Raw genomic sequence first — 21,143 nt, 5'->3', positions numbered from 1 at the left:
ATTGCATGGGTTCATGTGATTCTCAATAACTGAGTGCAACAACTTAGCCTCGCTTGAATGAGTGACATCGATGTTGATTGCGTGAATTGGTGTGTTCATAACAGCTCCTTAATCATTCACTGATTGCCATTCATTTTTGGCTTGCTCGTATTGACGGTCGATGTGATTAGCTAAATCACTAACTAAGACGAACGTTGGGCTACGTTCAGAATCGCGCAACTTGAATGTAGGGACAGGGAAGTTTCGAGCTTTGGCTCTTTGTTCGGCGGTTTTAGGCGTTATGCCAAAGAACTCTTGTGAAATACTTTTCAGTTCAATAGTTGTGCTTTGGAACCGTGCAAGTAGTGCAAATTGTGTGTTCATATAATCACCATGTAGTACACTTGAGTTAATTCGGACACATTCAAATACTTTTGAATGCTCATGAGCCCACTTTGAACTCATTATGCACACACAAGTAAATACTTCAACCAAACGAGCACACAAAGAAAACACAATGAGCACTGTAGACGACCAAATTAATGAGTTAAAAGAGTTAACTCAGACATATACAAACGTTGATTTAGCAAAGGCTTTGGGCACTACCCGCAACACCATTCAGACATGGAAGAGCAGAGGTAAAGTCCCAGAAAGAGTAATGCAGGAAATGAGACTTTCATCACAAAAGAAAACACATACACAGCAGGATGGAATGGTTTCTTTGACGTATTACGATATTGAAGCAAGTGCGGGACATGGCTCTTTGGTTGAAGTAGAAACAGCAACAGAGCTCAGTTTTGCGGAAAGGTATTTGCGCGATGAATTACATGTGAACCCTACTGAGGTTTTCACGATGCGTGCAAAAGGCGATTCAATGTATCCAGCACTCAAAGATGGTTCAATTATGATGGTTCACCGCATAACGGATTTTAGTGGTGATGGTGTGTATGTATTTAGGGTGAACGGTCAAGTAATGGTGAAACGCTTACAGTTCCAACCAACTAAGATTATTTTCAAGAGTGATAACAGCCAATTCTACGAACCTTGGGAACTGACACACGAAGAAATTGAATCTACTGATTTCGAAATTTTAGGGCGGGTTATTTGGGCTGGCGGTAAAATTTAAGAGGTACGGATATAGTACGTATCATCGGCTGAAAGCCCCCATCACAGCTCAATTGTGAGTCCAATCCAACATTGGTGCTACAGAGAGCCTGCAAGAATGAGTCATGATATAAACACCCGTTTTTACGTTGCCAAGATAGAGCGCGACGGTGCGCTCAAAAAATGAAGTCGGGTATTGTATACCCACTGTGCAGTGGATGCGAGTGTTGTGAGCTTACTTACCAATAGACATATTTCGGCATTGGGATCTCGTTCTGTGATATCGGTTACTCTCTCTGATATACACTGGCTTGCTTTAATTCATGATTTTCGTTCTGATAGTAGGTAAAATGAAGCCTTTCTAAACGAACTTCGTATAGAAATGGTTTATCATAAAGCACGTCCGATAGTTATGGTGAAAGATTTGGACCCAACAATCCTTGAACAAATTGAACATATCTGCGCTGAGCGCGGAGTAAGGTTGACGCCGCAACGCCGACGCGTTTTTGAGCTCATTTGTTCTAATCGCCGCGCCTCTAGTGCGTATGAGCTATTGGAGCAACTGAAAGAGAGTGAACCACAAGCGAAACCACCGACGGTATACCGAGCATTAGATTTTCTTCTAGAACAAGGCTTTATTCATCGAGTGGAATCTAACAACAGCTTTATCACTTGCTGTTCGTTCAACACTCAACAGCACTTTTTCCAACTGCTAATTTGCGATAAATGTGGCGATGTCGTTGAACTTGAAGACGAGACGCTGATATCCTTATTAGCCAATAACGCCGAGAAACATGGATTCAAACTGACGAATCAAGTTATCGAAACCCATGGCGAATGCCAGGCATGTTCCTCGGAGACGAAATAAGAAAGATAGAAGAACGTTATGCGCGCTGAATTTGTAAACCCGTTTTTAGCTTCTTTAATGAATGTTCTAAAAACTATGGCTTCGCTTGAACTGAAGCCACAAAAACCGCGAATCAAGAAAGATGAGATCGCACGAGGTGACGTTTCTGGTCTTATCGGTATGGTTGGCCCACAAACTCGTGGCTCAATGTCGATTACCTTTGATGAAGCGTTAGCACTGGAAATCATGCAGAACATGCTTGGTGAACGTCCAAATGGACTGAACGAAGAAGTGACGGATATGGTTGGTGAGATCACTAATATGGTGACAGGCGGTGCGAAACGCATTCTAGCGGAAAGTGGGTTTGACTTTGATATGGCAACACCAGTTGTAGTATCTGGTCGAGGTCACACCATTCGCCACAAGTGTGAAGGCTCAATCATCATCATGCCTTTCTCTTCACAGTGGGGAAATGCCTTCATCGAGATTTGTTTCGAATAATAGAAACAAAATAGGTTGGTCCGTACCAACCTATTTTGTTTCTGCCTCAGGCAATAAAAAAGGTCAGCATTTGCTGACCTTTTCTTTTTCTATTCAAACATTAAGCTTTAAACGCTTTAAATGCATTGATTAGACCGTTTGTCGAGCTATCGTGTGAGTTGATTTCAGACTCATCAGCTAGCTCAGGTAGGATTTGGTTCGCTAGTTGTTTGCCTAGCTCAACACCCCATTGGTCGAAGCTGAAGATGTTCCAGATAACGCCTTGAACGAAGATTTTGTGCTCGTACATTGCGATCAGGTTACCTAGCGTGCGAGGTGTGATTTGCTTAACTAGGATAGAGTTCGTTGGGCGGTTACCTTCAAATACTTTGAACGGTACTAGAGACGCCATTTCTTCTTCGCTCTTACCTGTTTTCGCAAATTCTGCTTTTACTGTTTCTGCTGACTTACCAAATGCCAATGCTTCTGTTTGTGCAAAGAAGTTAGACATCAGTTTTTGGTGGTGATCGCTTGCTGGGTTGTGGCTGATTGCTGGTGCAATGAAGTCACATGGGATCAGCTTAGTGCCTTGGTGAATCAGCTGGTAGAACGCGTGCTGACCGTTAGTTCCTGGTTCACCCCAGATGATAGGACCAGTTTGGTAAGTCACTGCGTTACCTTCACGGTCAACGTACTTACCATTAGATTCCATGTTACCTTGCTGGAAGTACGCTGCGAAACGGTGCATGTACTGGTCGTAAGGTAGGATTGCTTCAGACTCAGCGCCATGGAAGTTGTTGTACCAAATACCGATCAGAGCAAGAATCACAGGGATGTTGCTTTCTAGATCTGTCGACACGAAGTGGTTATCCATCTCGTGAGCACCATCTAGAAGCTCGATGAAGTTGTCGTAACCTACAGCTAATGCAATTGAAAGACCAATTGCAGACCATAGTGAGTAACGACCACCAACCCAGTCCCAGAACTCAAACATGTTGTCTGTGTCGATACCAAACTCAGATACCGCAGGAGCATTAGTAGATAGCGCTGCGAAGTGCTTAGCAACGTGTGCTTGATCGCCAGCAGTTTCTAGGAACCAATCACGAGCAGAGTGCGCGTTTGTCATGGTTTCTTGAGTCGTGAACGTCTTAGACGCGATCAAGAATAGTGTTGTCTCTGGGTCTACTTTCTTCAAAGTCTCAACGATATGAGTACCATCAACGTTAGAAACGAAGTGTAGGTTCAGGTGGTTTTTGTATGGTGCCAATGCTTCTGTCACCATGTAAGGACCAAGGTCTGAGCCGCCGATACCGATGTTTACGATATCTGTGATTGCTTTACCTGTGTAACCTTTCCACTCACCGCCGATTACACGCTCAGTGAAGGATTTAATTTTTTCTAGAACCGCGTTTACCGCTGGCATTACGTCTTCGCCGCCAACCATTACAGGTTTGTTCGAGCGGTTACGCAGTGCAGTGTGAAGAACAGCGCGATCTTCTGTTTTGTTGATCGCTTCACCACTGAACATCGCTTCAATTGCTGACTTAAGCTCAGTCTCGTTAGCAAGAGCGAACAGGTGCTTCAGAGTTTCCTCGTTGATTAGGTTCTTTGAGTAATCGACTAGGATGTCTGAGCCGAAGCGTGCTGAGTATTTGTCGAAACGCGCAGCGTCTTGAGCAAATAGCTCTTTCAGATCCATATCTTGTGCAGATTCGAAATGCGCAGTTAGCGCTTTCCAAGCTTGTGTTTGCGTTGGATTGATATTTTTCAACATGGTCTTTATCCCGATGTTACAGTAGGTTCCATTCCTTACAGTCTAGCGAAAACTGCGGAATCCCCGATTTAGCAAATAGAATATAAATGAGATGTTTGGGCGAATTGCCACAAAACAAGTCTTTGTAATTTTTTTTCAGTCGCCAATTATGACTGAGTGCCCTTACACTCACATTGAGTTAGGTCACGTTCCCTGTTTCGAATTTAAACAATTCATTTATGACGTTGGGAATCATATCATTTACTAATGACAGGCTCTAATTGGATTAGGATAGACGCCAAACCAAATTTTTCCAAAGGAACGCATATGTGGGCACAAAAAACTCTGCAATTAAAAGCACGTAGCCGAGGCTTTCATCTGGTCACTGATGAAATTGAACAACAATTACCACAAATCCAATCGCTTTCAGTAGGTTTGTTACATTTATTCATTCAGCATACGTCTGCCAGTTTGACTTTAAATGAAAATGCCGACCCAACAGTACGCATGGATATGGAAGCCCACTTCAATAAGTTTGTGCCTGAGCGCGCCCCTTACTACCAACACACTTATGAAGGTGATGATGACATGCCAGCTCATATAAAAGCGTCTTTACTTGGCAGCAGTGTGACAATTCCTATTCAAAGCGGTCAATTAGCGTTGGGAACATGGCAGGGCATTTACTTAGGCGAGCATCGAGACTACGGTGGCAGCCGACGCATTATCGCCACCATCAACGGCGAATAGCTTAGAGACAACAAAGGCTAACCTCAGGGTTAGCCTTTGTTTTATATCGAGTTAGAACGGTTGGTTTATCATGACTCGGAAAGTACCTTCATCGGCACCTTTTGCCATCTCGGCACGAACAACAATCCCTTCCACTTGGAAGCGTACTGCGCCACCGACGTTCCATTTCATGTCTTCATGCAATGTCTTGAGGTCATAATCGTCCGCGACTCGCCCCACTTCAACAAACGCTACCCATTGCCACCAAGGTAAGTCGTAATAGTTGATCAGAGGAATATCATCAAGCGGCTGCCAGTCTGGCAATACGCGGTATTCCGCAGAATAGTGAATCGCGCTGCGTCCATGGTAACGACCCGCCGTATAACCACGCAAGCGATACAAGCCACCCAAGCGAACTTGCTCCTGCTCTGGAGGACGACTACATACTGCGCCATCGCACTGATTCCATGTCGGTGTATCTGCAGTATAGAAATCGAATGCCAGAACTTGCTGATCAAACCAATCACCTAACGGACCTAGGGAATAGTACTGACTGTTTTGGAACTCCCACTTTAGCCATAAGTCTTCCGACTGTAAGCTGTCTGCTCCTGTGGTTAAATCAAACGAGGTATGGGAGCCTCGCGTGGTATTACGCACACTGTCGCGGTTGTCCCAGTCAAATGTCAGGCTAAACCCTGTCGCTTCTTCTTTCTTATCGTTGTAGATGTCTAATTCACGAGAAGAATAAAACGGCGTGAAGATAATTGAGCTGACACCAGAATCGACCGGAGAAGCAAAACTTACATCGCGAATAGGTTGGAATGCACCAAGTAACCCATGTTCACGAACGTTACCCCAAGGAAGCAAATACTTGAACTCGAGTTTATAGTTCTCTTCATCCCCATTGGTTATCGTTTTGTCTTCCGTTGAAGAGTTGTTTGAACCTTGATTGTCTAAGTAATATGGGTTGTCGTTAAAGCGCGCTTGATACATTTGCGTGCTAAACAAAAGATTTGATGACAAAGCGTAGTTGAAGGCAGAAAGAAAACCGACATAGCTATCTTTCTCAGAATACAGCCCCATACCAAACAATGCAGCTTGAGGTTGACCAACACCTTTTGCCACACCAGCTAAACCGATCGTGCTACCCATGGTATCCGTACTGAAATAGAACGGAACAAATGCTGAGTCTTTCTCTTTCGCGACTATCTGCGGGGATAAAAAAAGGCTGGCAGAGAATGCCAGCACTGAGAATAACCTTTTCTTCATGGGTTACTTCGAATATTCCATTTCGACGCGAGAAGTCAGTTTAGTTACCAATTCATAAGCGATAGTGCCGATGTGACTCGCCACTTCTTCTACTGGTAAATCCATACCCCACAAAATAGCTTCGTCGCTTACTTTATCAGTCGCGTCTGGACCTAAATCGACCGTCAGCATATCCATAGAAACGCGACCTGCAATTGGTACTTTGCGTCCGTTAACAAGAACTGGCGTACCATTCGGTGCTGTTCGTGGATAACCATCTCCGTACCCAACAGCAATGACACCGACTTTAGTATCTCGCTCACTGGTCCACATGCCACCATAGCCGACACTTTCACCTTTCTTCACTTCACGTACCGCGATTAAGTGCGATTTCAGTGTCATGACGGGTTTATAGCCCATGTCTTGTGCCGTTTTATCATCAAATGGAGACACGCCGTACATGATGATTCCAGGACGAACCCAGTCTAACTGGCTTTGCGGCCAAGCAAGTAAGCCTGCTGACGCCGCTAAAGAGCGCTCTCCTTGACAGCCTGCGGTAAGCGACATAAATAAGTCGATCTGCTCTGTCGTAATACTATTACCTAGCTCATCGGCACAGCCAAAATGACTCATGTAACGTAGCGGTTTCGCCACGTTTGGACACTCTTTAAGGCGTGTGATGAATTCATCGTACTGTTCTGGACGCACACCAAGTCGGTGCATGCCACTATCGATTTTGAGCCAAACGACAACTGGCGTTTCAAGCTCTGCTTGCTCCAACGCCGTCAATTGCTCTTCACAGTGAACGACCGTTTGAATGTTGTTCGTCACCAATACAGGCAAATCACCTGGCGAATAAAAACCTTCAAGTAAAAGAATCGGCTTTACTACGCCACAAGCGCGTAACTGAAGGGCTTCTTCGATACGAGCAACACCAAAAGCATCCGCATGAGTAGCGTGTTTAGCTACATGACGAAGACCATGACCGTAGCCATTCGCCTTCACCACGGCCATCACTTTGCTGTCTGGTGCTTGTTCTTTTACTCGCTGTAAGTTGTGCTGCAGTGCTGACAAGTCAATGCATGCCATCGCGGCTTTCATGTAGCTCATTGCATTACTCATCATCAATATCAAATGCTGGACCCGCGTAGTTATCAAAGCGCGAGTGCTGACCTTGGAATGTTAAGCGAACCGAACCGATAGGACCGTTACGTTGCTTACCAATAATGATTTCTGCCGTGCCTTTGTATGGGCTGTCAGGATGGTAAACCTCGTCACGGTAAATAAACATGATCAAGTCGGCATCCTGCTCGATAGAGCCCGATTCACGCAAGTCTGAGTTAACCGGACGCTTATCTGCGCGTTGCTCTAGGGAACGGTTTAGCTGTGATAGCGCAACGACAGGCACATTCAACTCTTTCGCCAACGCTTTAAGTGAGCGCGAGATTTCCGCGATTTCCAAGGTACGGTTATCCGAAAGAGCAGGCACACGCATTAGCTGAAGGTAGTCGACCATGATCATGGACAAACCACCATGCTCACGAGCGATACGACGAGCACGAGATCGCACTTCGGTTGGCGTTAGACCCGAACTGTCATCAATGTACATGTTCTTCTTGTCCATAAGAATGCCCATGGTAGAAGAAATTCGCGCCCAATCTTCATCATCTAGCTGACCAGTACGAATCTTCGTTTGGTCAACACGAGATAAGGACGCCAACATACGCATCATCAGCTGTTCAGCAGGCATCTCTAACGAGAAGATAAGTACAGGTTTGTCTTGGCTCATCGCCGCGTTTTCACACAAGTTCATCGCAAAGGTAGTTTTACCCATCGATGGACGCGCCGCCACGATAACCAAATCCGAACCTTGTAGACCTGCCGTTTTCTTGTTGAGGTCATTAAAGCCGGTCGTTACCCCCGTCACACCGTCTTGCGGGGTTTTATATAGAATCTCAATTCGCTCTAGTGTTTTCTCCAGAATGTTATCCACGTTTTGTGGACCTTCATTCTCGCTAGTGCGTGATTCTGCAATGGCGAAAACTTTACTCTCCGCCATATCAATTAAGTCTTCTGAGCTTCGACCTTGAGGATCGTAACCAGCATCAGCGATTTCGTTCGCGACACCAATCAAACCGCGTACAATCGCGCGCTCCGCGACAATATCAGCGTACGCGTTAATGTTCGCCGCACTTGGGGTGTTTTTGGCAAGATCAGCAAGGTAGGCAAAACCACCCACGTCTTCCAATTGTTCGTGACGCTCTAGGTGTTCAGATAACGTGATCAAGTCGAGAGGCTTACCATCTTCAAGAATGGTTTTAACCCCTTCAAAAATCAGGCGATGGGGACGACTATAGAAATCACTACTTACAACACGTTCGGCTACGGTGTCCCAACGTTCATTGTCTAGTAATAGACCGCCAATTACTGATTGCTCAGCTTCTAGCGAGTGAGGTGGCACCTTGAGTGCTTCGACCTGACTGTCTGAAGGTTTGCGATTTCTGTTTTCCGCCATGACTTTGCTCGATAACTACTAATGACCCAAGATTATAACCTTAAACTTAGCTAAGATGCTTCCCTCATGAGACAATTACTTGTTAAGAATTCCACAAGTGAAGAACTAAAAAGTGGCTTTTTATAGTGCGAATTTGTTCGATTACGATAGAATCTCATCAATCCGTACTGAAGCATATTGTTTGTAAAGTTTAACGCCTTCATAAAGGTGTCTAACAAGGTTCTACCGCTTAGGTCTAATAAAAATTAACCTATCATTGACCCAATAAAACATCTGTATCAGTATCATGCCCCTCCTTTTTATTTACGTTCGAGGTTTTTGTGTCCCGATACTGGTTACTTGGCTTTAGCTTACTTTGCACGGGAGCATCGTACGCTGAAGAATCAGTAAAGCCAGAGCAAGAAATTGAAGTGCCCGATCCTCTAAAAACTGAGGTCGAGTTCGGCTATCAAGCTCACACAGGTAACACGGACTCTCGTTCCCTGAATGCTCGTCTGAGTGCTGAATACACTTCTGGTCGCCACCGTTCTAATGGCGAATGGAAGTACTACAACCTTTACAAAGATGGCGAAGAAGACAAGCGCTCTTCGACCTATAGCGCACAAACCGACTACAAGTTAGGTCCAAAGACATACTTGTATGGCAGTTTTAAAGGGGTTGATTCACGCTACAGTGCTTACTTTAAAGACTACACTCTTTCTGGCGGTCTGGGTTACCAGTTCGCTTATACTGAAAACTTCACCCTTGAGGCAGAAATTGGTCCTGGTTTTCGCTACCAAGAGCCAAATTTAGATGAGATTGATGATGATGACATCGTCTTTCCAGATATCGTTCAAGAAGGGATCTTGCGTGGTAACATCAATACCACGTGGCATGCACTTGATAACTTGAGCCTTTCTGCAGATATCACGTTAGTGAGTGGTAGAAGTAACACGCGTGTCGACAGTGATCTTAGTGTTACCAATGACATTACCGAAGACATTGCTCTTAAATTAGCGCACTCTCGCCAATATCACGATAAAGTGCCAGAGGGCTTGAGCAAGGCGGATAGTGTATTTTCCGTCAACCTTTTGTTTGCCTTCTAACTCCCGCTTTTCATCATATTCAGACATAAAAAAAGCACCTCCGAGGAGGTGCTTTTTACTATTTCGCTTGGTACTGAATTACTCAGCAGCAACAACTTGTAGGTTGATTGTAGCGAAAACTTCAGAGTGAAGTTGAACGCTGATCTCGAACTCACCAGTGTTACGTAGAGCACCTTCAGGAAGGCGAACTTCGCTCTTAGCAACTTCAACGCCTGCAGCTGTGATAGCTTCAGCGATGTCACGAGTACCGATAGAACCGAATAGTTTGCCTTCGTCACCAGCTTTAGAAGCAAGAACAACTGCTTCTAGAGCGTTAACTTTCTCAGCACGTGCTTCAGCAGCAGCTAGTTGCTCAGCAACTTTAGCTTCTAGTTCAGCGCGACGAGCTTCGAACATTTCAACGTTGCCTTTAGTCGCCATAACTGCTTTACCTTGAGGGATAAGGAAGTTACGTGCGTAGCCAGATTTAACGTTTACTGTGTCGCCAAGACCACCTAGGTTACCGATTTTATCAAGTAGAATAACTTGCATTGCTTAATCCTCTTTCTTAATAAAACGACCGATTACTGATGCTTATCAGTGTACGGTAGTAGAGCTAGGTAGCGTGAACGCTTGATAGCGCGAGCTAGTTGACGTTGGTATTTAGCGCTTGTACCAGTGATACGGCTAGGAACGATTTTACCAGCTTCAGTGATGTAGTTTTTAAGAGTTGCTACGTCTTTGTAATCAATCTCTTGTACGCCTTCTGCAGTGAAACGGCAGAATTTACGACGACGGAAGAAACGAGCCATGGGCTATCTCCTGATCTTAAATTTGAGTAATGTTGTCGGCGATAACACTAACTTCCTAAATCTTTCGATTGGAGTGACAAGTGATAAGCTCACTTATCTTAATGCTACTGCCTTGTACTAAATCTGAGTGAATACTTGTGACCTAAGCCCAGTGACGACTACCTGTCTAAATCTGCAGAGTAAAACTCTATCCGAAACCAACAGTGTCTTATTATCAATAGGCTTAATTACGAATGGGCAATTTGGCAATGAAGCCAAGTAGCACCATCCGGATGGTCAAAAGAAAAATTACTCAGCAGCTGCTTCTGGCTTAGCTTCAGCACGCTCTTCGCGACGAGGAGCACGCTCTTCTTTCTGCTTAAGCATGATAGATTGCTCAGTGATAGCCGCTTTAGTACGCATGATCATGTTACGTAGAACTGCATCGTTGAAACGGAAAGCAGTTTCTAGCTCATCGATTACAGCTTGGTCAGCTTCAACGTTCATTAGAACGTAGTGAGCTTTGTGAAGCTTGTTGATTGGGTAAGCCAGTTGACGACGACCCCAGTCTTCTAGACGGTGGATTTTACCGCCAGCTTCAGTGATTGAACCAGTGTAACGCTCGATCATGCCAGCAACTTGCTCGCTTTGATCTGGGTGCACCATGAATACGATTTCGTAATGACGCATTGGTTGCTCCTTACGGATTATTCAGCTTCCACAAATGGCTCAGTCGTCCAGAGGAAGCAAGGAACTAAAGAAAATTGACTGAGTTTTAAGGAGCACGAATAGTACAGAAAGGACGCAAAATAGGCAAGTGATTATTTGCACACCGCGATGGATATTTTTTCTCGGTTCGCACTAGAAACAACAAAGGCTGCCGGTACGGTGGCAGCCTTTCAAATCATAGCGTTAACGCGCTAGTTTAAGAGCGTGTTTATCCGCGCTTATTTTGCTTCTGCAAGCTCAGCGCGCATTTTATCGATCACTTGCTTGTAATCTGGCTCACTGAAAATCGCAGAGCCCGCAACAAACATATCTGCGCCCGCTTCTGCGATTTCACGAATGTTGTCCACCTTCACACCACCATCGATTTCTAGGCGAATATCACGACCAGACTCATCAATCATCTTACGCACTGCGCGCAGTTTATCTAATGTGTGAGGAATGAATGATTGACCACCAAAACCTGGGTTAACTGACATCAGTAGGATCAAGTCAACTTTATCCATAATGAACTCAAGGTGAGCAAGTGGGGTTGCAGGGTTTAGAACCACGCCAGCTTTACAGCCGTGCTCTTTGATTAGTTGAAGCGTACGGTCTACGTGCTCAGATGCCTCAACGTGGAAAGTAATCATTGATGCACCTGCTTTCGCGAAATCAGGAATGATGCGATCGACTGGCTTCACCATTAGGTGTACATCAATTGGAGCTGTGATGCCGTAATCACGTAGCGCTTTACACACTGGAGCACCAAACGTCAGGTTTGGTACATAGTGGTTATCCATAACGTCGAAGTGCACCACATCCGCACCCGCTGCGAGAACTTTCTCTACGTCTTCACCGAGACGAGCAAAATCAGCCGATAAAATGGATGGAGCAATTAGAAAATCTTTCATACCTGACCTCAGTAGTGGCGAGCAAACAGCAAACAATTTGCGCGCAATTCTACCGAAGCCAGTGGGGAGATCCACTATTTCAATGCAATAGTGTGAGAATTAAGAGTCAGATTTGTCCGCGTCAGGTGCACGAAATAGCGCCAGCAACTCGTCAACTTTATTACGGCCACTGCCATTACGACTGATGGTTCGCTTCACTTTTACGACATTAAGCTCCGCACCATGATAAAGGCGACGCGTTAATGTCGTGTCATGGTTTGAGATCAGAACAGGGATACCACGTTCAGTTGCGGCTTTCTCTGCAATATCAGCCAATGCAGCTTGATCATCCAGCGTAAAGCCGTTGCCAGCATAAGAGGTAAAGTTCGCCGTGTTCGACAACGGTGCGTACGGTGGATCGCAATAAACCACACTGCCTTTACGCGCTCGACTGAACGTTTCTGGGTAACCTTCACATACGAACGTCGCTTTCTTTGCTTTTTCAGCAAAGAATTCTAGCTCCGCTTCTGGGAAATAAGGCTTTTTGTAAGAACCAAACGGGACATTAAAGCCGCCTTTTTTGTTATAACGACATAAGCCATTAAAGCCAAAGCGGTTCATGTATAGGAACGCCAACGAGCGGTACATCACGTCATCTGTTTTATTAAACTCGGCGCGAATATTCAAGTACGCTTCTTTGCGATTGTTCTCTGCAACAAACCAGCGCTTCGCTTCTGAGATGTACTCTTCAGGACGCTCTTTTAGTAAGTTATAGAGATTAATCAGGTCGGGGTTAATATCCGCCAGTAGATAGTGGTCATAGTCGGTATTTAGAAAAACCGAGCCAGCACCAACAAAAGGTTCAACTAGCTTTCGAGCCGGTGGTAAATGACGTTGGATGTCTTCAACCAGACCGTATTTTCCTCCTGCCCACTTAAGAAAGGCTCGTTGCTTTTTCATCTACTGCTCTATCTATCGACCAAAAATTAAGGCTGCGGAATGTAACATATTTTTCAACGAAGCTCAGGATTATTTCACGCGATCAATTTCTCGATGTACTTGACCCAGTGATTTTGCCCATGGACTCACCGATTTAAGTGCATCTGGTAAGCTTTCAACAGCGTCTCGCGCCAGCTGAATCGTAGGGTAATCTTGGTAAGTGATAATGTACCACTCTGTTCCGCTACGAACGGTTGGATAAATTCTCACCTGACCATTTAAGTCGTACTTATCAAGGAACGCTTGTACATCCTCCATCGCCGTCATTGCCCCCAACTGTAAAGTGTAAGCACGAGGCGATAGTGCTTTCAGCTCTTCTCGAGCAAAAGAGAACTTCACTATCGGTTTTCCAGACGTCGCTTTCTCTGCTTCAGGCTGCTGACCGGTTTGAACCACATTGATCAATGAGGAACTTGATGCGCTTTTCGCTTGAGGGATCGATTCTTCGACAACCGTTTCAATGTTAGTGGTATCGGCTGCTTCAGGCTTGCCTTCTAGAAGTGCGTCAACGACATCCGACTCAATCACAACGCGTTGCTGCTTATCTTCGCTGCCGACACTCGCTACTTCACTCGTTACCGCTGGAGGAAGAGCATCTGAATCATCCGTAGCGTCTGTCAGGTTAGTATCATCCGAAGGCTCTGAGCCATCATCCATCGATGAATCTGCACGACTGATTTGAGCCTCTGGCTCGTTTAGAGTTGGAATGGCAGTTTGCTCAATGACTCCAGTGATTTGCTGCGCTTTATCATCAGGGCTTGGTTGATTATACATCCACCAATATCCACCAGCCGCCAACAAAAGTAATACCAGCACAACGAGTGCAATGTTAAGGGGCGAACCGACAATTGAGCGGATAATGATCCTTTTTTCCACTTTCATCTCTCCTAAAGCCATGATGTCACCCGGTACCGGGTCAACTTTCTTGAATGCATCTCGAACGCGTTTTTCAGAGTCATCATCGACATATCGAATCACTAGCGACTCAAAAAAGCGACGAGCTTCAACTTCTGACAGCATATCAATATCGAGTTCAACTGGCTTGTACTCTTGTCCGTAGCTAATACGCGACAATACTGACTCTAAACGCCCAGTTTGCGTGAACAGTAAGACGTTGATTTTCCAATTTGGATTGGCTTGCGCTGCAAGCACTAGCATCCATAACTCTGAAACTAGGTTTTCACTCAACAAATGCGCATCATCGACCACGATGGCAATATCGCACGTGTCATCACCTAAGATTCTCTCCAAGCTATCGAGCAAAGTATCTTGCTGATTGAACAACGCATCCGAGACGATCTGACTCAAGATAAGCATGCGACGCTGCACATCATCTTGATTTGAATGACAAAGTAACAAACATTGATTTTTGTTACTGGCACCGAGCTCAAGGTATCGCTGTGCCAACCAAGATTTTCCGTACCCGGCTTGACCATTAACAGCGATCAGATTAGACGCAAAGTTAGTTAATAAGCCTAATCGGTCTAATAACTCGGTTTGTGAATCCAATTCAAGAACGTGAGCGAAACTCATCTAAATAACCTTAATAAACTACAAGAATGACGCCCCAAGGCGCCATTACAAGGTTAAATGTCTCGACCGAAGTCGATAGCTTGTTTGATTATGTCTTGCGGCGTATCAGCAATGACTTCGGCACTACCAATACCCGTAGGTAAAACTAAGCGTAATTGACCAGACAATACTTTTTTGTCGCGCATCATGTGCGTCATGAAGTCATCAAAAGTCATGCTATCTGGCGTATGCACTGGCAGTTTTGCTCGGCGCATAATGGAAATGATGCGATCAAGCTGCTCTTGCGAAATTAATCCACGCAAATGAGATGTTTTCGCCGCCATAATCGTACCCGAAGATACCGCTTCACCGTGTAGCCAGTTACCATAGCCAAGTTCAGCTTCAATGGCATGGCCAAAGGTATGCCCCAGGTTCAACAGCGCTCGAATGCCCGACTCTTTCTCATCTTGAGCAACCACTTCCGCTTTGATTTCACAACAACGTGCAATAGCGTAAGTTAGCGCCTCTTCGTCAAGTGCATACAATCGTTCTAGATTCTCTTCTAGCCAATCGAAAAAAGCAGGATCGTAAATGATGCCGTATTTGATCACTTCTGCAATACCCGCTGCAAACTCGCGTTCTGGCAGTGTCGATAGGCAGTTGGTATCGATGATAACGGCTTTAGGTTGGTAGAAAGCACCAATCATGTTTTTGCCCAGCGGATGGTTAACTGCGGTTTTACCACCTACTGATGAATCCACTTGAGACAATAATGTGGTAGGGATTTGAATGAAATCAACACCACGTTGGTAACACGCCGAAGCAAAACCCACCAAGTCGCCAATAACACCACCACCTAACGCAATAATCACCACATCACGAGCATAACTCCCCTCTAGCAGGAAGTTCATGACTTGATTAAATACGTCTAAGCTTTTGTATTGTTCGCCATCTGGCAATTCAAGCAGGGATGCATCACAACCGAGCTGTTTTAGTTGGCTAAGAATTTTATCCGCATACAGAGGCGCGACCGTAACATTACTGATCACAACCACTTTCTGGTTTGCGTTTTTGCTTGAAAGAATTTGAGAAAGGTACGCCGGGTCTTCAAATAACCCGGCGCCAATTGAGATTGGGTAGCTACGCTCTGCTAGATTGACCGTAATCCGTTCCATCGGTGTGCTCCAATTTGAAAAAGATAAATGCTTATCTCTCTTCTAGCATTTTTACGATCTGGTTGGCTACCACTTTTGCACTCTGATCGTCAGTACGAACTGTGTAATCCGCTACTTCTTCGTATAGAGGGTTACGTTCGCCTGCCAAACTTTCCAACACTTCACGAGGGTTTTCAGTTTGAAGTAGAGGACGCTTCTTGTCGCGGTTTGTACGCGCAAGTTGCTTTTCAATAGTTGTTTCTAGGTAAACAACAACACCACGTGCTGAAAGACGGTTACGGTTTTCTTTGCTCTTAACAGAACCACCGCCTGTTGCTAGCACGATGCCTTGCTCTTGAGTTAGGTCTTCAAGTACCGCTTCTTCGCGCTTACGGAAGCCTTCTTCGCCTTCTACATCAAAAACCCAAGCAATGTCTGCACCAGTGCGTTCTTCGATCACTGTATCAGAGTCTACGAACTCCATATGCAGTTGCTGTGCTAGATGTCTACCAATTGTACTTTTGCCGGCACCCATTGGGCCAACAAGGAAAATATTACGTTTCTCAGCCATATTTAGCGATAATTTACAACGTTAATTCAATAAGATCGCCACAAGAAACACACAGCCAAACTGCTGTTCTACAAGGCTTGTGGCACCAATTCCTCACAGATAATTCGTGATAAGACCCGAAATTATCCAAGCATGGTGCCACTAATGCAACTTTATTTTTGATCTAATCGATTTTTTACTCGCTGAGTCTTACTGAATCACCACTTTAGGCGTAACAAAAATCAGCAACTCACTTTTACCGACATTTTCGTAACTTCGACGGAAAAGTGCCCCTAACAGCGGTAAATCACCTAATAAAGGTACCTTATCGACGGAGTTTGTAATGCTGTGTTGGAAAATACCACCAAGCACAACCGTCTCACCATTATTCACCAATACTTGAGTGCCAATACGCTGAGTATCAATCGCAACTGCCTCACCGGTACCAGTTTTTACCACTTGACCCGGTCTATCTTGCGTAACACTCAAATCCAGTACCAAACGGTTATCAGGCGTGATCTGCGGTGTCACTTTTAAGCTCAGCACCGCTTTTTTGAACGTTACGGATGTCGCACCGCTGGAAGAGGATTCTAGGTAAGGAATTTCTGTACCTTGTTCAATATAAGCTGGCTTCTTATTGGTAGTAATTAAACGCGGACTAGAAATGATTTCTGCTTTTGATTCTTGTTGCAGCGCAGACAACTCCAAATCCAACAAAGTATCAGACCCTAGTTTTGCAACTTGGAAAGCAATACTGGTTGCATTAGGGCTGGTTGCAGCAAGGTTAACGTTCAGGAAGTCATCAATACCAACACTGCCGCCACCGTCTTCGCCATCGCCGTCGCCACCGCCGCCATCGTAGAGACCAATAGTTGCAAGGTTGTTCTCGATCGATCCACCAACCGTATGACTACCATTAATCGATGTGAAGCCCCAGCGAACGCCAAGTTCATCCATGTTACCTTCATTGATAGTCACGATACGTGCTTCAATCTGAACTTGTTTTACTGGGATATCTAATGATTCAATGATTTCACGAATTACTTGAATATTCTCCGGCAACTCACGGATCAATAATGAGTTAGTACGCTCATCAATCGTCATGCTGCCACGATCAGAAAGCATACTAATGTTACCTTCACCGTTAATCATCTCTGCAATATCCGATGCTTTCGCAAAATTCACTTTGATAATTTCAGAAGAAAGTTCACCCATTTCTTGTTCAAGCTTTTGTTTTTCTAGTTGTTGCTTCTCGCGCAGATCGAGCTCATCCTTCGGAGCAACCAAAATAACGTTACCATCTACACGCTTATCCAAGCCTTTGACTTGAAGGATGATATCCAGCACTTGTTGCCAAGGTACGCCGTCCAAACGCAAGGTCAGGTTCCCTTCAACTGAGTCTGAAACCACAAGGTTAAACTGGTTGTAATCAGCAATAAGCTGCAGCACATTTCGCACCGGAATATCTTGGAAGTTAATCGAAATCAACTTGCCTTCTTTTTCCAGAATACTTTTGTCTGGTGCTTTTTCGTTGGCTTTGAGCTTACCAACCTTCACCTCTAGATAACGCCCTGTGAGGCGATAGTCATGGGTATAATCTTCATCAATGTAAGCGACCAAACGCGTCGTAGAGGTATCGCGGAAAACCTCAACACTCTCTACCACTGTAGAGAAGTCTTTTACATCAAGTAGATAAAGCTGATCGTCTTTAACTGACGTATTGAGCAAGTCGATACTTAAACCTTCTTGCACACGCTTGATATCAACAATAGCAGCTGGCGATGCAAGCTCTACGACGATAACCGCGTCTTTATCTTTATTAGTACGGAAGTCGATGCTCTTAAGCGAGTTAGACTTTACTTCTTCCGCTGCGACTAAAGGGGCTAAAAGTAGAAACAACCATAAAGAGAAGAGCCCTGTTAGCTTCCTTGGTGTCAGTGTTAATCCTTGTCTCATTTTCATCATTACTCAATATCAAAAATAAATGCAGCTATGCCTATCTCAAAGCCAACTTAACTTTGCGTTTTTGCCAACAGCCCAAACCGTCTGGCAAGGTTTCATTAATCAATAAATAGTTGTGGGATACATGGGTAATCTTGCCATTGTTGCGTCCGAGGTATTGACCAGGTTTTACTTTGTAAACAGTGCCATTCGGAGCCTGAACCAACCCAGAAACACTGCTGCCGATACCCATCACACCCTTCAAGCGCAGTTGCGCAAGAGGAAACCTTTCCAATTTGCCCGTTCGCTTTCTTGAAGGAGGTTGCCAGCAGTCTTTTCTTGCAACAGGTTGAGTTGCAATCGTTGCCTCTTTTGGCAATTCGAAAGGTGCACGCAATATTTCGGGTTCGTAGTTAACGACAACATACTCTTCAACAGGCTGCAGTTTGGTGACATCACGGCGAGCTTGGTTCTCCACGTCACGAATAAATTCCGTCAGTGATTCATCATTGGCTTGGCAGGCAGTCAAAACGCCAGCAATACACACCATCAGCAAAGATTTACTTCTCATCTTTCTTCACCTCTGGTTTGAACTGGTAAGTGTTTGCTTTCACACGAAAGTGCAGAGTTTCACTCTCTTGGCTGACACGCTGCCAAGTCACGTCTTTAAAAGTGATGATGCGTGGCAACGTCGCAATCGCTTGGGAGAAACGACCGATATCATGAAAATCCCCTGTCAACTCAATGTCGAGCGGTAAACGATAAAGGAAATGTTCTGATTGCTTATCACCCCAGTCGATTCGGGTGAACGTCAACTTATTATCAATTCCGAGTTCATTCACCGAAGCCAACATGGTTGCCAGCTCTTTCTGTGCAGGCAGTTGTTGCAGTAGCAATTCGTATCGAGTAGTAAGCTCATCAAGTTGCGATTGCAATTGAGGCAAAGCAGCGACTTTGTTCGCTTTGATCCGTAACGCAACTTTTAAGGTTTGTTCTTCTTGAATAAGGTTATTCAGCTGTTCTTGCTCTGGCTTTAAATAAAACCAATAACCAAGGCCTTGAATCAGCACAACTAACAACAAGATCACTACTATCTGAGGCACCAATGGCCACTCAGCGATCTCATCCATTTCTAGATCTTGCCAATTAACCATGTTGGTTACCTCCTTTCACCGAGGCGTCTTTGAACATGAAGGAAACTTTGAAAGTCTGAAACTCTTTCCCAAAACGCGCTTTACCATGAACGATAGAATGCATGTCGACATCTAGCAGCTTGGCTGAACGCTCCATGTTGTCGAGCATGGTGGCCAAGCGAGGTGTACTATCAGAGATACCCGAGATTTCAATTTCATAATCATTCATTTTGATCTTATCGACGTAGACTCCTTCAGGGATCACCGACGGCATCAGGTTCATGAACTCCGTGGTTTTATTACGCCCATTTTGCAAACCTTCAACGATCTTTAACCTCTCCAAGATCTTGCTGTGCTCTTGTTCTGCAATCTTCATCGCTTCGATTCGTTTATCAAGCTGGGAGATATAGTGCGCCAAATAATCAAGGCGCTGCTGTTGTTGATCCTGCTGATATTGATAGAACTTACCAATGCCCCATTGCACGCCCAACGCAACAATCACCCCCAAGACGATCAAACTGAGAAAGCGGCGGCGGTGTTCTTCACGTTGATTCTCACGCCATGCAAGGAGGTTAATGTGATACAGCATGTTTGCCTCCTAGCCATTGAATACCTCTAACCGCTAAGCCCGCAGCCGCAGTAAAATGCTGCCAATCTGCTGCACGGCGTTTGCGTTTCGATACTTTCATCTCGAATAGACCGAGCGGATTAAGCAACTCACACTCCAATGCCAACTGACTTGAAAGTTCTTCTGCTAACATTGGCGTAGCTGCACCTTCACCAGACAACCAAATGCCTTTGATGTCTTGACTTCCATTAATCGAGGTATAGAGCTGAATCTGGCGCTTTACACGATCAACGATTTGTCGATTAAACTGCTCGGTAGCAACCTGCGTGTCTTCAGCAAGAGGGTCTTGCTGAAATAGATCATTTGAAGTGCGCGTGCCGTAAGGAAATTCCTTGTGGAACAATTCACTCTGCTCTGTAAACATGGTGAAAGAGCTGCTCAATGCACTGATATCCAACAAGCAATACTTGCTCTTTTCAGGGAAGCGCTCGACAGCCAGTTTCCATATATGCCCTAAACTTTGTGAATGCACGTCCACCAGCACGGTTTTCAAGCCTGACTTTTGCAGAGCATCGACACGAGTTTCAACGACATCTTTGCGAGTCGCGAATACTTGATAACCGTCTGTTCCACGCATCTGCTCATCGGCATCAAGCTTTACAAAATCAAGACTGAGCTCTTCAACAGGAAATGGGGATTGATGCGAGAAAGCTTGCACCACGGCAAACTCTTTCTCACTCTCCTCCAAGTTCTGCTCAATTTGCAGCTTCTTGCTGATCACGGCATTGTCAGGAACAGAAATTGCGACCCGTCGAGCCCAAAATGGCAGCTCTTTTCTTATCTCTTTAAGGGTCTTTACAATTTCTTGATGATTTATGGTGTTATTTTCAGCGACAATACCTTCCTTAAGTATTATTTCTTTGTAACCCAATAAGGCGTAACTGTTGCCATTGGGTTTAAGTACCACGGCTTTGAGGCTGTTATGGCCAATATCTATGCCCGTAACTAATAGCTTATCCATCTCTACTCTCGCTCCGAAATTCCTGCGTGCTTATGTAGTTAGCGCACAGAGAATTTTCTTCGTGCAAAGGTTGTTATTAGCACCCAAATAGGAGTTAATACCTCTTATGTGCTAAATTTTTGACCTAAGAGTACAAGGGTTTGCCGTTACACAGCCTCAA

At 44.9% G+C, this 21,143-nt stretch carries 23 protein-coding genes; 5 read left to right on the top strand and 18 right to left on the bottom strand.

Annotated elements, in window-relative coordinates:
* Positions 1 to 108 precede the first annotated feature (108 nt).
* The gene (locus AACR11_RS22770; RefSeq protein ID WP_069687519.1) at positions 109 to 363 is read right to left on the bottom strand and encodes a pyocin activator PrtN family protein; all 255 of its coding nucleotides are present in this window, start codon (positions 361 to 363) and stop codon (positions 109 to 111) included.
* A 133-nt stretch (positions 364 to 496) separates the two neighbouring features.
* Between AACR11_RS22770 and AACR11_RS22765 the strand changes: the two genes are divergently transcribed.
* From AACR11_RS22765 to AACR11_RS22755, 3 genes are all read left to right on the top strand, one after another.
* Positions 497 to 1,105, top strand: a complete 609-nt coding sequence (locus tag AACR11_RS22765) for a S24 family peptidase (RefSeq protein ID WP_069687584.1) — start codon at positions 497 to 499, stop codon at positions 1,103 to 1,105.
* 390 nt (positions 1,106 to 1,495) lie between these two features.
* Positions 1,496 to 1,951, top strand: coding sequence for a zinc uptake transcriptional repressor Zur (gene zur, locus AACR11_RS22760; protein WP_009697566.1), 456 nt, complete (start codon positions 1,496 to 1,498; stop codon positions 1,949 to 1,951).
* An 18-nt stretch (positions 1,952 to 1,969) separates the two neighbouring features.
* Complete coding sequence (locus AACR11_RS22755; protein WP_005381269.1) at positions 1,970 to 2,431, top strand: chemotaxis protein CheX; 462 nt, start codon at positions 1,970 to 1,972, stop codon at positions 2,429 to 2,431.
* A gap of 100 nt (positions 2,432 to 2,531) precedes the next feature.
* Here AACR11_RS22755 and pgi read toward each other — a convergent pair whose 3' ends face one another.
* Positions 2,532 to 4,184: a glucose-6-phosphate isomerase gene (gene pgi / locus AACR11_RS22750; protein ID WP_029789964.1), complete on the bottom strand. Its 1,653-nt coding sequence runs from the start codon at positions 4,182 to 4,184 to the stop codon at positions 2,532 to 2,534.
* 306 nt (positions 4,185 to 4,490) lie between these two features.
* Between pgi and AACR11_RS22745 the strand changes: the two genes are divergently transcribed.
* Positions 4,491 to 4,910 carry a secondary thiamine-phosphate synthase enzyme YjbQ gene (locus AACR11_RS22745; protein ID WP_005451524.1) on the top strand — a complete coding sequence of 140 codons (420 nt, stop codon included), beginning with the start codon at positions 4,491 to 4,493 and terminating at the stop codon, positions 4,908 to 4,910.
* Between the two features lie 51 nt (positions 4,911 to 4,961).
* On the opposite strand, the gene AACR11_RS22740 is transcribed toward AACR11_RS22745, so the two are convergent.
* From AACR11_RS22740 to AACR11_RS22730, 3 genes are read right to left on the bottom strand one after another with little or no spacing between them, the layout of a single operon-like run.
* Positions 4,962 to 6,158: a BamA/TamA family outer membrane protein gene (locus tag AACR11_RS22740; RefSeq protein ID WP_005451523.1), complete on the bottom strand. Its 1,197-nt coding sequence runs from the start codon at positions 6,156 to 6,158 to the stop codon at positions 4,962 to 4,964.
* Between the two features lie 3 nt (positions 6,159 to 6,161).
* Positions 6,162 to 7,238, bottom strand: a complete 1,077-nt coding sequence (gene alr / locus AACR11_RS22735) for an alanine racemase (protein ID WP_005451522.1) — start codon at positions 7,236 to 7,238, stop codon at positions 6,162 to 6,164.
* Between the two features lie 13 nt (positions 7,239 to 7,251).
* A complete protein-coding gene (locus AACR11_RS22730; protein WP_005451521.1) occupies positions 7,252 to 8,652 on the bottom strand; it encodes a replicative DNA helicase in 1,401 nt (466 codons plus the stop codon).
* 320 nt (positions 8,653 to 8,972) lie between these two features.
* Here AACR11_RS22730 and AACR11_RS22725 point away from each other — a divergent pair, with 320 nt between their 5' ends.
* Positions 8,973 to 9,737 (top strand): DUF481 domain-containing protein, encoded by a 765-nt coding sequence (locus tag AACR11_RS22725; RefSeq protein WP_009697565.1) that lies wholly within the window; start codon positions 8,973 to 8,975, stop codon positions 9,735 to 9,737.
* Between the two features lie 78 nt (positions 9,738 to 9,815).
* Here AACR11_RS22725 and rplI read toward each other — a convergent pair whose 3' ends face one another.
* From rplI to pilM, 13 genes are all read right to left on the bottom strand, one after another.
* Positions 9,816 to 10,268 carry a 50S ribosomal protein L9 gene (gene rplI / locus AACR11_RS22720; RefSeq protein WP_005451518.1) on the bottom strand — a complete coding sequence of 151 codons (453 nt, stop codon included), beginning with the start codon at positions 10,266 to 10,268 and terminating at the stop codon, positions 9,816 to 9,818.
* A gap of 32 nt (positions 10,269 to 10,300) precedes the next feature.
* On the bottom strand, positions 10,301 to 10,528 hold the full coding sequence (rpsR, locus tag AACR11_RS22715) for a 30S ribosomal protein S18 (protein ID WP_000090472.1): 228 nt from the start codon (positions 10,526 to 10,528) through the stop codon (positions 10,301 to 10,303).
* Between the two features lie 288 nt (positions 10,529 to 10,816).
* Positions 10,817 to 11,197, bottom strand: coding sequence for a 30S ribosomal protein S6 (gene rpsF, locus AACR11_RS22710; RefSeq protein WP_005451516.1), 381 nt, complete (start codon positions 11,195 to 11,197; stop codon positions 10,817 to 10,819).
* A 257-nt stretch (positions 11,198 to 11,454) separates the two neighbouring features.
* On the bottom strand, positions 11,455 to 12,126 hold the full coding sequence (gene rpe, locus AACR11_RS22705) for a ribulose-phosphate 3-epimerase (protein WP_005451514.1): 672 nt from the start codon (positions 12,124 to 12,126) through the stop codon (positions 11,455 to 11,457).
* A gap of 99 nt (positions 12,127 to 12,225) precedes the next feature.
* Positions 12,226 to 13,065, bottom strand: coding sequence for a Dam family site-specific DNA-(adenine-N6)-methyltransferase (locus tag AACR11_RS22700; protein WP_005451513.1), 840 nt, complete (start codon positions 13,063 to 13,065; stop codon positions 12,226 to 12,228).
* Between the two features lie 69 nt (positions 13,066 to 13,134).
* Positions 13,135 to 14,637 (bottom strand): AAA family ATPase, encoded by a 1,503-nt coding sequence (locus tag AACR11_RS22695; protein WP_029789966.1) that lies wholly within the window; start codon positions 14,635 to 14,637, stop codon positions 13,135 to 13,137.
* A gap of 53 nt (positions 14,638 to 14,690) precedes the next feature.
* Entirely contained in the window at positions 14,691 to 15,791 is a 1,101-nt protein-coding gene (gene aroB / locus AACR11_RS22690) for a 3-dehydroquinate synthase (RefSeq protein WP_009697563.1), read from the bottom strand.
* Between the two features lie 31 nt (positions 15,792 to 15,822).
* Positions 15,823 to 16,341: a shikimate kinase AroK gene (gene aroK, locus AACR11_RS22685; protein WP_005451507.1), complete on the bottom strand. Its 519-nt coding sequence runs from the start codon at positions 16,339 to 16,341 to the stop codon at positions 15,823 to 15,825.
* A 189-nt stretch (positions 16,342 to 16,530) separates the two neighbouring features.
* Positions 16,531 to 18,282: a type IV pilus secretin PilQ gene (locus AACR11_RS22680; protein ID WP_005451505.1), complete on the bottom strand. Its 1,752-nt coding sequence runs from the start codon at positions 18,280 to 18,282 to the stop codon at positions 16,531 to 16,533.
* 34 nt (positions 18,283 to 18,316) lie between these two features.
* A complete protein-coding gene (locus tag AACR11_RS22675; RefSeq protein ID WP_029789967.1) occupies positions 18,317 to 18,832 on the bottom strand; it encodes a pilus assembly protein PilP in 516 nt (171 codons plus the stop codon).
* On the bottom strand, positions 18,822 to 19,415 hold the full coding sequence (locus AACR11_RS22670; RefSeq protein WP_005451500.1) for a type 4a pilus biogenesis protein PilO: 594 nt from the start codon (positions 19,413 to 19,415) through the stop codon (positions 18,822 to 18,824). The genes AACR11_RS22675 and AACR11_RS22670 overlap by 11 nt, the downstream gene beginning before the upstream one ends.
* Positions 19,408 to 19,983 (bottom strand): PilN domain-containing protein, encoded by a 576-nt coding sequence (locus AACR11_RS22665; protein ID WP_005451499.1) that lies wholly within the window; start codon positions 19,981 to 19,983, stop codon positions 19,408 to 19,410. Before AACR11_RS22665 ends, AACR11_RS22670 begins: the two co-directional genes overlap by 8 nt.
* Positions 19,967 to 20,983, bottom strand: coding sequence for a type IV pilus assembly protein PilM (gene pilM, locus AACR11_RS22660; RefSeq protein ID WP_029789968.1), 1,017 nt, complete (start codon positions 20,981 to 20,983; stop codon positions 19,967 to 19,969). Before pilM ends, AACR11_RS22665 begins: the two co-directional genes overlap by 17 nt.
* Between the last annotated feature and the right edge of the window lie 160 nt (positions 20,984 to 21,143).

Origin of the sequence: Vibrio sp. L85 (assembly GCF_963871815.1) — a bacterium.
Taxonomy (GTDB): Bacteria; Pseudomonadota; Gammaproteobacteria; order Enterobacterales; family Vibrionaceae; genus Vibrio; species Vibrio harveyi.
This window is presented reverse-complemented; position numbering and strand designations above follow the sequence as displayed.

Bases quoted from the DNA above. Each gene is read 5' to 3' on its own strand.
- AACR11_RS22770 (WP_069687519.1), bottom strand. From the start codon at position 363: ATGAACACACAATTTGCACTACTTGCACGGTTCCAAAGCACAACTATT.
- AACR11_RS22765 (WP_069687584.1), top strand. From the start codon at position 497: ATGAGCACTGTAGACGACCAAATTAATGAGTTAAAAGAGTTAACTCAG.
- zur (WP_009697566.1), top strand. From the start codon at position 1,496: ATGGTGAAAGATTTGGACCCAACAATCCTTGAACAAATTGAACATATC.
- AACR11_RS22755 (WP_005381269.1), top strand. From the start codon at position 1,970: ATGCGCGCTGAATTTGTAAACCCGTTTTTAGCTTCTTTAATGAATGTT.
- pgi (WP_029789964.1), bottom strand. From the start codon at position 4,184: ATGTTGAAAAATATCAATCCAACGCAAACACAAGCTTGGAAAGCGCTA.
- AACR11_RS22745 (WP_005451524.1), top strand. From the start codon at position 4,491: ATGTGGGCACAAAAAACTCTGCAATTAAAAGCACGTAGCCGAGGCTTT.
- AACR11_RS22740 (WP_005451523.1), bottom strand. From the start codon at position 6,158: ATGAAGAAAAGGTTATTCTCAGTGCTGGCATTCTCTGCCAGCCTTTTT.
- alr (WP_005451522.1), bottom strand. From the start codon at position 7,238: ATGAAAGCCGCGATGGCATGCATTGACTTGTCAGCACTGCAGCACAAC.
- AACR11_RS22730 (WP_005451521.1), bottom strand. From the start codon at position 8,652: ATGGCGGAAAACAGAAATCGCAAACCTTCAGACAGTCAGGTCGAAGCA.
- rplI (WP_005451518.1), bottom strand. From the start codon at position 10,268: ATGCAAGTTATTCTACTTGATAAAATCGGTAACCTAGGTGGTCTTGGC.
- rpsR (WP_000090472.1), bottom strand. From the start codon at position 10,528: ATGGCTCGTTTCTTCCGTCGTCGTAAATTCTGCCGTTTCACTGCAGAA.
- rpsF (WP_005451516.1), bottom strand. From the start codon at position 11,197: ATGCGTCATTACGAAATCGTATTCATGGTGCACCCAGATCAAAGCGAG.
- rpe (WP_005451514.1), bottom strand. From the start codon at position 12,126: ATGAAAGATTTTCTAATTGCTCCATCCATTTTATCGGCTGATTTTGCT.
- AACR11_RS22700 (WP_005451513.1), bottom strand. From the start codon at position 13,065: ATGAAAAAGCAACGAGCCTTTCTTAAGTGGGCAGGAGGAAAATACGGT.
- AACR11_RS22695 (WP_029789966.1), bottom strand. From the start codon at position 14,637: ATGAGTTTCGCTCACGTTCTTGAATTGGATTCACAAACCGAGTTATTA.
- aroB (WP_009697563.1), bottom strand. From the start codon at position 15,791: ATGGAACGGATTACGGTCAATCTAGCAGAGCGTAGCTACCCAATCTCA.
- aroK (WP_005451507.1), bottom strand. From the start codon at position 16,341: ATGGCTGAGAAACGTAATATTTTCCTTGTTGGCCCAATGGGTGCCGGC.
- AACR11_RS22680 (WP_005451505.1), bottom strand. From the start codon at position 18,282: ATGAAAATGAGACAAGGATTAACACTGACACCAAGGAAGCTAACAGGG.
- AACR11_RS22675 (WP_029789967.1), bottom strand. From the start codon at position 18,832: ATGAGAAGTAAATCTTTGCTGATGGTGTGTATTGCTGGCGTTTTGACT.
- AACR11_RS22670 (WP_005451500.1), bottom strand. From the start codon at position 19,415: ATGGTTAATTGGCAAGATCTAGAAATGGATGAGATCGCTGAGTGGCCA.
- AACR11_RS22665 (WP_005451499.1), bottom strand. From the start codon at position 19,983: ATGCTGTATCACATTAACCTCCTTGCATGGCGTGAGAATCAACGTGAA.
- pilM (WP_029789968.1), bottom strand. From the start codon at position 20,983: ATGGATAAGCTATTAGTTACGGGCATAGATATTGGCCATAACAGCCTC.